The 10,217-nt window shown below is 66.4% G+C and carries 6 protein-coding genes and 2 pseudogenes; all 8 read right to left on the bottom strand.

From position 1 onward, the window contains the following. Positions 1 to 524: pseudogene (locus tag ACNPP0_RS11005) on the bottom strand (hypothetical protein); the annotation flags it as partial. Next, positions 521 to 3,106 (bottom strand): type VI secretion system Vgr family protein, encoded by a 2,586-nt coding sequence (gene tssI, locus ACNPP0_RS11010; protein WP_448705884.1) that lies wholly within the window; start codon positions 3,104 to 3,106, stop codon positions 521 to 523. The gene tssI and the pseudogene ACNPP0_RS11005, both read right to left, overlap by 4 nt. A gap of 102 nt (positions 3,107 to 3,208) precedes the next feature. Further along, positions 3,209 to 4,174, bottom strand: a complete 966-nt coding sequence (locus ACNPP0_RS11015) for an alpha/beta hydrolase (protein ID WP_448705885.1) — start codon at positions 4,172 to 4,174, stop codon at positions 3,209 to 3,211. A gap of 236 nt (positions 4,175 to 4,410) precedes the next feature. Next, complete coding sequence (locus tag ACNPP0_RS11020; RefSeq protein WP_448705886.1) at positions 4,411 to 6,357, bottom strand: ABC transporter ATP-binding protein; 1,947 nt, start codon at positions 6,355 to 6,357, stop codon at positions 4,411 to 4,413. Then, on the bottom strand, positions 6,354 to 7,199 hold the full coding sequence (locus tag ACNPP0_RS11025) for an ABC transporter permease (protein ID WP_448705887.1): 846 nt from the start codon (positions 7,197 to 7,199) through the stop codon (positions 6,354 to 6,356). The genes ACNPP0_RS11020 and ACNPP0_RS11025 overlap by 4 nt, the downstream gene beginning before the upstream one ends. A gap of 153 nt (positions 7,200 to 7,352) precedes the next feature. Next, a complete protein-coding gene (locus ACNPP0_RS11030) occupies positions 7,353 to 8,336 on the bottom strand; it encodes an ABC transporter permease (protein ID WP_332608221.1) in 984 nt (327 codons plus the stop codon). Next, positions 8,333 to 9,946: an ABC transporter substrate-binding protein gene (locus ACNPP0_RS11035; RefSeq protein WP_448705888.1), complete on the bottom strand. Its 1,614-nt coding sequence runs from the start codon at positions 9,944 to 9,946 to the stop codon at positions 8,333 to 8,335. The genes ACNPP0_RS11030 and ACNPP0_RS11035 overlap by 4 nt, the downstream gene beginning before the upstream one ends. 80 nt (positions 9,947 to 10,026) lie before the next feature. After that, a pseudogene (locus ACNPP0_RS11040) lies at positions 10,027 to 10,217 on the bottom strand (hydantoinase B/oxoprolinase family protein); the annotation flags it as partial.

Below are 10,217 nucleotides of genomic sequence, written 5' to 3' on the forward strand. Positions count from 1 at the left end.
GGGGAATTCAGCACATGTTCCAACCACATCAGATAGCGTTCGTAGCTGGTCTGTCCGACTTCGCCCCAACCCCGTTCCCGATATCGCCTCATCAGGGCGGCCTTGCGCTGAGCGGGCAGCAGCTGTTGGTCATCCTGCACCATCCCCCACGGCACGTTGGGTACACCGCCCTCGTCATCCACTTGCACTCGGTCGGGATGCAGAAGGCTCTGCCGTATCCCTGCCTTCTGGCCGACCCATTGGCCCAGCAACGGAGTTGGGATGCCCGCAAAACCATAATCCAGTCGCCACACAGATCTGGCTTTTTCGTCGTCCCGACGCGGCACCGACTTCAAATTACTGCCCATCACCCCGGGAATAAAAATCACCGGCAAGATCAGATCCGGGCCGATACGCAGTTGCACGGGGTCGGTAATGTCGCAGTCGGTCAAAGTCCAGGTGAAGCACTGCTGTCCCCTGGCGTTGTAATGAAACGGCGCCGCGCGTTCCTCCGGCGGGCCGGTGGCGGGTCTGGTCTCGGTCATTCTTCGGCCTCTGTCCATTCGATACGCACGCCGTCGCGGCGCATGTCGCGTTGCAGCGTCAGGTAGCCTTCGCTGTCCGTGCGGCCGGTGATGCGTGAGCCGTCGTTGCGGATCAGGGTGTAGGCAAGGTTGCAAGCGCGGGAACCGTCTGCCAGCGTGGCTTGAAAGCGGTCGTCGAAGGGGGTGGCATCCCAGGTGTTGAACGTCATCGAGGCGCTGCTTGGCCCGGTGAAGTTGTGCCCCGCGGCCTTTACCGTCAGCTTGCCGGGCATGGAGAACTCGATATTCCCATCGGCGATCTTGATGGCCGCGCCGCCACACAGCAACGTGATGTGCTTGTCGGCGGCCAGCAGCACGTGTTGTTGGCTGGAAGTGATTTCGGTGCTTTGATCGGCCTGGATGCGGATGGCGTTGTGCTGCGCCTGTAGCAGCATCGGGCCTTGGTGGGCGATGAGGCGCATGGCGCCGCCTTGCGCGAACAAGCCCAGGTCGCCGCCCGCGTTCAGCACGATCTTGCCGCCCGCGCTGACCTGCTGATGCTGCTGCGCGACGCTGTCCAGGTTTTCGCCGGCGGACATCACGATGCTTGCCGGCGTGGCGGCGGCGATGCCGGCCGGGGCGCTTAGGGCGATGACGCCGGCATCGCCTTGGCCCGGGCCGTCCGACTGGTTGTTGGCGCCGTGGCCCAGGTCGCGCACCGCATCCGACAGGGATTGCTGCGGCTGAGCGTCGTGGGTAACGCCTTCGTGTTTCGCTGCGTAATCCCCCAGGTTTCGAGCAAGTTCCAGCGCCGCTTGCAATGCCGCGACGATATCGGACCGGTCCAACTGCCCGGCCTGGGCCCGCAGTTGGGCGTCGGCCGTTAACAACAATCCCTTCGCCGCGCGCAAGGCACCGTGTTCGTCCGTGCGCAACTCAAACCCTTCACCGCGAGGCTGCCCGCCACCCGGACGTGGGTGCGTCAGATACCCCAGATGCAGCTGCGTGTCGCCGTGTTCGCTCATCAACGCTGCGCTGATCTGCGCGGACGTGTCATCCAGCCGCAATTCGTTCGCGCGATCGCCCCTGAATTCCTTGCTCTTGATCGTGTTCAGCACGTTGTGGCGCGGCAGTTCGTACGGCGGAAGATTGGTCGCCCGGAAAGTCCTGCCGGTTATCAGCGGCTGGTCCGGGTCGCCATTTGCGAATTGCACGATGACCTCTTGCCCGATGCGCGGGACCGCCATGTGGCCCCATTGCGCACCGGCCCAGTTCTGCGACACGCGAATCCAGCATGAGCTATGTTCGTCGTGCTGCCCCAAGCGATCCCACGGGAATTGGACTTTGACGCGGCCCCACTCGTCGCAAAAGATCTCTTCATTGGGCGGGCCGGCCACCGTAGCCATCTGGTGGCCGTCGATACGCGGCTTGGGTAAAGGCACGGGTTTCCAATCGACCTTGTCGGGCACCAGTTCGGCGGTGTAGCGGTACTGTGTGCCGTGCTCCGGGCGATATTCCGAGCGGTGCATCCGGCCATGATCCCGTCCGCCATGCTGACCGTATTCGGCGCTGGACCCGTCTTCTTCCTGGCTGGAAGGCTGCACGCCCCAATGGTGCATGCGCACCGGTCGCCAGCCGTGGTTCCAATCTTCGCGAGGATGGCCGACCAGATCGAATGCCACGCCGGGAACCAGGCGCGCGTCATCCCCTTCGACCACTGCCACGCGCGCATCGCGGCGGCGGCCCAGTAAGCGCGTCTGGGTAAACGGCTGGCCCGCCTCGTCGCGTTTGTAGCGGCCGGGATAGTCGTAGCGTTCGTAGCGGGCGTCCTGATGAGAAAGATCCGATGCAACCGGCGAATGTTCCTGGCTATAGCGCGGATGCGTGTACGTGTAGTCGCGCTGCGTCTGCACGGCGGTGCGCACGCGCTCCGCATAAGAAAACCGATGCAACGCGGGCTCCGCCTGATCGCCGCCCGGCATCGGGTTGTAAATGACCGGACCGCCGGCGATCTGTCCGTGGATATAAATCCGGTCGCCATGAATCAAGCGGTGCCCATGCTCCGAATGCGTATAGCGATAGAAATAGCCTTCCTCTGCCGCCAGCCTGTCCAGAAACGCCAAGTCCGTGTCGCCTGCCTGCACGCAATATTCGCGCGGCAGGTGTTCCTGCGTCGTCACCTGTTCGTAATCGGTAATCCCCTGCCGCTTGATGACGTCGGCCAGGATCTCGGGCACGGACAGTTGCTGATAGATGCGCCAATCGGAACACAGCGCGGCGCGCGCCAATGACGGCTCAAGCACTACGCGGTAGCGCGTGCGCCGAAAGCCCGTGTCCCCCTGGACCAATTCAGTGATGATGCCGTGCACATGGCGCACCGGCAGCGCCCCGTGCCATATCGTGAAGAGCGCGGGCTGATCCAGCAGCGCGCCGAAATCCACGGCAGGATCAAAGCTGGACAAGTCCACGCATAGCCGATAGGGCTCGGACAGGGCCTCGTCAAGCGTGAATTCAATAACGTCGAACGCCGCGCCGCTGGCGGGCGTGAACGAGAATCTGAACGTGGATGCGAACGTGGGGCGCGGGTCGGACAGCCGTGGCACGGCGGTGCTCCTTTTCTGTCGGGCAAGATCGGATCCAGCATCTTGCCCAGCCACGAAAGGCGCTGTCCATGAGACGACTACGAAACTTAAGCTAACGCTCTGCTAGGCGGCCAGGTTGCGTTTGAGCGCGTGGACCAGGTCGGCGCGGGCTTCTTGCGCCTGGGGAAGCAGGCGCGTCATGCCGATAAAGCTGTGGGGCACGCCGGAATAGACCACCAGCATAGGCGCGGCGCCGCTGGCGAACAGCTGGTTGGCCAGGTCCAGCGTGTCGTCCAGCAGGGGGTCCAGCGCGGCGGCTTGCAGGATCAGCGGCGGCAGTTCGGCAACGTCGGCATGCAGCGGAGCCACGCCGGGGTCCGTCAATTGGGCAGCGTCGGCAACGTATTGGTCCCAGAACCAATCCAGTTTTTCCGTGGACAACCCGAAGCGGCCGTCGCCAAACGATTCCTGCGACGGCGTATCGCGGCGGGCGGACAGCATGCCGTAGATGACCACGCCGGTCTTGATGAAGGCGTCGCCCTCATCGCGCAGGCGTTGCAGCGCGGCCAGCGTCAGGTTGCCGCCCGCCGATTCGCCGCCTACGGCCAGGCGCTGCGCGTCCAGGCCCAGTGCCGGCGCTTCGTCGCGCAACCAGCGCAACGCGCCCAGCACCTGTTCCAGGGCCACGGGGTAGCGGGCTTCGGGGGACAAGGCGTAGGACAGGCCGGCCGTGACGATGCCCGCGTCGGCCGCGATTTCGCGCTTCCAGCGGTCCAGCGTGTCCAGGTCGCCGTGCGCGAAGCCGCCACCGTGCAGATGCAGATACAAAGGCAGCGGCTTGTCGTGGGCGCCTTCGGGGTAATACAGGCGCAGCGTGGCGGGCACCGGCAGATGGTCCAGCCGATGTTCCACCACGCGTCCGACCGGCGGTGCGGGCTGGCTCAGCCAGTGTTGATAGGCGCGGCTTTTCTCGCGGGTTTCGGCGATGGGCGTGGTCAGCACGTTCGGCGTGCCGACGCCGTGTTGCTTGGCCAGGGCTTGCGCCGCCAGCACGTCGGGCGCCAGGGTGGGGATAGGGGAGGAGCTCATGCGGTTACCAGTCAGGGTTGGGCGGTGTCGCTTACCCGTGAAGGATACCAACGCCAGGAACCCGCCAGTATGACGCGGCCTGGCGGGCGCGGCTAAATACGCCTTCGGCATAAGGATCCAACGTGACCGTGGGCCGCGCGCCGCGCGGACAATCCCTTCCGAAGTGGCAGACGTGCAAGGCCAGATTCTCTGGGGCGGGCGCGCAGTGTCGGGCTCGAAGTGTGCCGCGCACAGTATCAGGCGTAGCGCGCGACCGGGCGCATTTCGGCGGGCGCGTGGGCCAGATCTGGACCGGCCGGCGCCACGTGGCCCGCCGTTGCGGCCGGCACGGCGGCCAACAGCGTGCGCGTGTAGGGGTGCGCGGGGCGGCGCCAAATGGCTTCCGGCGTGCCTTGCTCCACGATGCGGCCCTGGTTCATGACCATGACCCGGTCGCATAGATAGCGCACCACGGCCAGATCGTGGGAAATGAACAGGTAGGACAGGCCCAGTTCGTTCTTCAAATCCACCAACAGATTCAATATCTGCGCCTGCACCGACACGTCCAGCGCCGACACGGGTTCGTCCAGCACCACCAGCGACGGGCGCGTGATCAGCGCGCGGGCGATGCCGATGCGTTGGCGCTGTCCGCCCGAGAACTCGTTGGGATAGCGCCTGGCCGCGTCGGCCGGCAAACCCACGTTGTCAAGAATCCGCGCCACACGCCGACCCCGTTCGGCGCGGTCGCGCACGCCGTGCACCTTCAGCACGGCGGCCAGGATGTCGTGCACCGTATGGCGTGGGTTCAACGAAGCGTAGGGGTCCTGGAACACCATCTGTATATGGCGCCGGGTTGCTTTCAGCGCACGTTCGGGCAGGGTCAGCAGATCTGCGCCACGCAGCAGTGCCTGGCCGGCATGCGCCGGCGTCAGCCGCAGCAACGTGCGCGACAAGCTGGATTTGCCGCTGCCTGATTCGCCCACCAAGCCCAGCGTTTCGCCGTGGGCAATATCGAAGGACACGTCATCGACCGCAAGCACGTCGACGCCCCGGCGGCCCGCGTAGCGGGTGATCAGGCCTCGCACGCTGAGCAGCGGCGCGACGCTGTCCAGCCCGGTCGCACCGTGCTCACCCGCACCGTGCCTGGTCGCACCATGCCCGGCCGCGGGATGCCCAGTCGCGGGATGCCCGGTCACGCCGTGCAGGGCCGCGGCATCGCCCTCGCGGGCGTGCCCGGGCAGGCGGGCGTCGCTACCGCCCTGCGCCATGGGCAATGGACGGGGCGCTTCGCCAACGCCCTTGGTCGTGCGCAATGTGAAATGCGGTTCGCCATGGCCAGGGCCACGACTGACCAGGATCTCCGGCAGACGCGCCTGACGGTAGTGCAGCCCGTCGCGCGCGTGCAGCGATGCGCCCAGCAGCCCCTGGGTATAGGGATGCGACGGCGCGGCGAACAGTTGGGCGGCGGGCGCCTCTTCCAGCTTGTTGCCACCGTGCATGACCAGCACGCGGTCAGCCCATTGCCGCACCACGCCCAGGTCGTGCGTGATCAGCAGCACGCTCATGCCCAGGTCGCGCCGCAGCTCGTCCAGCAATTGCAGGATCTGCGCCTGGATGGTGACGTCAAGCGCCGTGGTGGGCTCATCAGCGATCAGCAGTTTGGGCCGGCAGGCGATGGCCATGGCAATCATCACGCGCTGGCGTTGTCCGCCCGACAGCTGCATCGGGTAGTCGTCAATCCGGCGTTCGGGGTCGGGGATGCGAACGCGCGCCAGCAGCTCCAGCGTGCGCTGGCGCAATGCCGCGCGTCCGATGTCCTCGTGGCAACGGATGGCTTCGCCGATTTGGCGGCCGATGGTCAGCACCGGGTTCAGTGACGTCATGGGCTCCTGGAAGATCATGGCGATATCGCGGCCGCGCACCTGGCGCAGTTGCCGGTCGGGCAGGGCGGCCAGGTCCACGCCATTGAACAGGATGCGGCCCCGCACCCGGCTGCCGGGCGCCAGCAGACGCAGCACGGCCAGCGCGGTGGTCGACTTGCCGCAGCCGGATTCACCCACCAGCGCCAGGGTTTCCCCGACCGCAAGCTCGAAGCTCAGGCCATTGACCGCGCGGCGTGGGCCGTCGTCAGCGCGAAAGGAAACGGTCAGGTCTTGCACGCTTAAGAGCGCACGGGTGTCGGGGGGGTGGGACGTGAGCGTCATGCGGACAGCCTCGGGTTGAAGGCATCGTTCAAGGCGTCGCCCAGCAGGTTCAGCGACAACACGGTCAGCACGATGGACAGGCCGGGCAGGGCGGCCAGGTACCACGCGGTGCGCAGCATCTCGCGCGCGTCGCCGATCATGCTGCCCCATGACACGGCGTTGGGGTCGCCCATGTGCATGAACGACAAGGCGGATTCCATGAGGATGGCGTTGGCAACCAGCACCGAGGTCGTCACGATGACAGGCGGCAGCGCGTTGGGCAGGATTTCCAGCAGGGCGATGCGGGCGTGGCCAAAGCCGTTGCTGCGCGCGGCCAGCACGAATTCGGTTTCGCGCAGGGTCCGGAACTCAGCCCGGACCAGGCGCGCCACCACGGGCCACGAGGCCGCGCCGATGGATAGCGCGATGACGCTGACCGACGGCCGCCCGATGGCCACGATCACCACCACCAGCAAGAACGAAGGAATCGTTTGCAGCAATTCGGTGACGCGCATCAGCACCACGTCCACCCAGCCGCCGAAGTAGCCGGCCGACGCGCCCACGGCAATGCCGATCGCCAAACTGAGTAGCGCGGCGGTCACGCCGACCGTCAACGACACGCGCGCGCCGTGCGCCAGGCCGGCGGCGATGTCGCGGCCCATCGTGTCGGTGCCCAACCAGAACTCCGGGTCTTGACCGGGCCACTGAATCGGCGGACCGACCATGTCGAGCGGGTCGTGCGGAAACACCCAGGGCGCGGTGACGGCGGCGCACAGAATCAGCAGCAACAGCACGCCGCCGACCACCGCGCCGGGGTTGGCCCACAGCCGGCGCAGCGTGCGGGCGCGGCGTGGCGTGCTCATGGCCTGGACCGAAGGCGCGTGCGGCGGCAAAGAAGGGGACGAGAAGTCAGGCAGCATGAAATGAAGTGAAGGAATAACGGAACAAGGAACAAGGAACAAGGAACAAGGCCAAGCCATGCGGAATGGCCAGGCGGCCGGGCGGCCGGGACACCATCAACCGGCGCGTATACGCGGGTCCAGCATCGTCTGCAACAGGTCGACCAGAATATTGGCCACGATTACCAGCAGCGACGACAGCACCAGGATGCCCAGCAGCACCACGTAGTCGCGCGCCATCACCGATTCATAGGCCAACCGGCCCAGCCCGGGCCAGCTGAAGACCGTCTCGACCACGACCGCGCCGCCCAGCAGGGTGCCGAAGTTCAAGCCGGCAACGGTGGTGACCGGAATCAGCGCATTGCGCAGCACGTGGCGCAACGCCACGGCCGCGGGCGCCACGCCCTTGGCATGCGCGGTGCGCACGAAGTCCTGCCGGCTGACCTCCAGCATGGCTGCGCGGGTCAGCCGGGCGAAGATGGCCACGTAGAAGCCCGCCAAGGCCAACGTCGGCAGCACCAGATGGCGCGCCACGTCCAGCGCGTGCGCCAGGCCGGTGGCGGGCGAGCCGATCGTGGACACGCCGCCGGGCGGCAGCCAACCCAGCTGCACGGACAGCAGGATGATGGCCATCAAACCCAGCCAGAAGCCCGGCGTGGAATACAACAGCAGCGCCGCCAACGACAGCAGGCGGTCGGGCCAGCGGCCCACAAAGCTGGCCATGACCGCGCCCAGCGCAATGCCGGCGGCCAGCGCGCAGCCCAACGCGCTGAACATCAGCAACACCGTGTTGCCCAGCCGGCTGAAGATCAGGTCGGACACCGGCAGGTTGTAGCGCGGCGATACGCCCAGGTTCAGGGTGGCCAGCTTGCCCAGATAGGCGCCAAGTTGCTGCAACACCGGGCGGTCCAGCCCGAACTGGCTGCGCATGGCCGCCATGCCGGCTTCGGTGGCCGACCCGGACTCGGCCGCGATCACGTCGGCGGCGTCGCCCGGCACGGCTTGCAGCAGGAAAAAACTCAGCAGAATGACCCCGATGACGGTCGGAATCGCCTGGACCAGGGACAAGCCCAGCGTGCGGGCGGCGCGTCGCGCGTTCATTGCAGGTAGACGTCCGCCAGGTTGGATTCCACGCCGTCGGCCGTCAGCGAATGGTCGTGCACGCGCTGGTTGGCGATGGTGATGAATTCCGGTTGATACAGGTTCAGGTCGGGCACCTCGCGGGCGACGATCTGCTGAAAGTCCTTGAACAGCTGGACGCGGCGCGCGGGGTCGTTTTCAACGGCGGCGGCTTCCAGCAAGGCATCGACCCGCGGGTTCTGGTAATGCGTGCCGTTGGAAAACGGCACGCCCTTGATGAAGTTCCTGGACCAGTACAGCCGCTGCACGCCCACCGTGGGGTCGAACAGATTGCTGGCGCCGTTGGTGGTGAAGGCAAAGTCGCGGTCGGTATAGACGCGCTTGATGAAGGCCGAGGCGTCTTGCGAGCGCACCGTCACGGCGATGCCGGTGCGCGCCAGCGTCGTGCGCAGATAGTCGGCTAGGCGCGCGCCGTCCGAGCCGATCGGGTTGTAGTCCAGCGGCACCCGAAAGCGCACGCCGTCCGGGCCCTTGGGGTAGCCGGCTTCGTCCAGCAGCGCGTTGGCGCGCTTGAGGTCGAAGGCGTAGGGCGACGGCGTGGGGTCGTTATAGGTTTTCAGGCCGGGCGCAATCGGCGAATACGCCACCTGGCCCACGCCGTAGTTCACGACTTTCAGGATGACGTTGCGGTCGATGGCGTGTGCCACCGCCTGGCGCACTTTCTCGTTCTTGAAATGCGCTTCGTCCAGGTTGAATTCCAGCCGCGTCACGTTGTACGAATAGCTGTTGCCGCGCGTTTCGAACCGCAGTGACGGCACGGCTTTCAGACGCGCCAGGTCGGCCAGTGGCACGGGCGTACGGTAGCCCAGGTCCACGGTGCCGGTTTCGAATGCGATGGCGGCGGCGGCCGGGTCGGCCACCACGCGCACGATCAGGCGGTCGATATAGGGCTTGGGCTTGTCCCAGTAATCGGGGTTGCGTTCATACACGATGTGGCTGCCGCGCACCCATTCCTTGAACTTGTACGGGCCGGTGCCGATGGGCGCCGAGATTGCGGGGTTGGTCAGCGGGTCGGCGCCGTCGAAGATGTGCTTGGGGATGATGGGGGTTTCGGTGGCGACGAAGGCGCGGATCAAGTAAGGCGCGGGCTTGGCCAGGCGCAGCACCACGGTGTGATCGTCCGGCGTTTCAATGGCGGTGACATTGGCGAACGTGTTGCGCCCGCGCGGGTGAATCTTCTTGAGCAGTTCGATCGAAAACGCCACGTCGGCGGCGGTGAACGGTTTGCCGTCATGCCACTTGACGCCTTGGCGCAGCGTGAAGGTGTACACCGTGCCGTCGGGGCTGACGTGCCAGGCGGTGGCCAGTTGCGGCTGCGGGTTCAGGTCGTAGTCGTACTTGAGCAGGCCTTCGGTGACCTTGGCGCTGACGCTGAGGATGGGCGTGGCGACGTTGCCCACCGTCACCAGCGCGGTGGGTTCGGAAGGCAAAAGCAAGGTCAGCGTACCGCCCCGGGTGGGCTCGGCGTGCAGGCCGGGCGCAAAGCAAAGCAGGGCGGCGGCCAGCAGCAGGCCTAGGCGGGCACGTCGCGTCGGCGCGGCGGTTGAAGTCTGGGCCGGGGTCGGGGTCAAGGTCGAAGTCAAAATCGGGGTCCGGGGCAAGGTGGGTTTCAAAGTCAACGCAAGGCAGACGCGTGGGATGGCGGGCGGCATCATGCGGGTTGCTGCTGTTGGTACGCAGTGCGAGCCTGGTCCAGGCTGACCAGGCCGTCGCGCACATCGCGATCAATGCGCTCGGCGTCGCGGCCGGCAGGGTCGCCCAAGCCGCCGCCGCCGGGGGTTTGCACGACCAGCCTTTCGCCGGGGGGAATCAACTGTCGCCCCTTGGCGCGCAGCGTGGCCC

It is taken from the genome of Achromobacter semiaridum, from assembly GCF_053543755.1.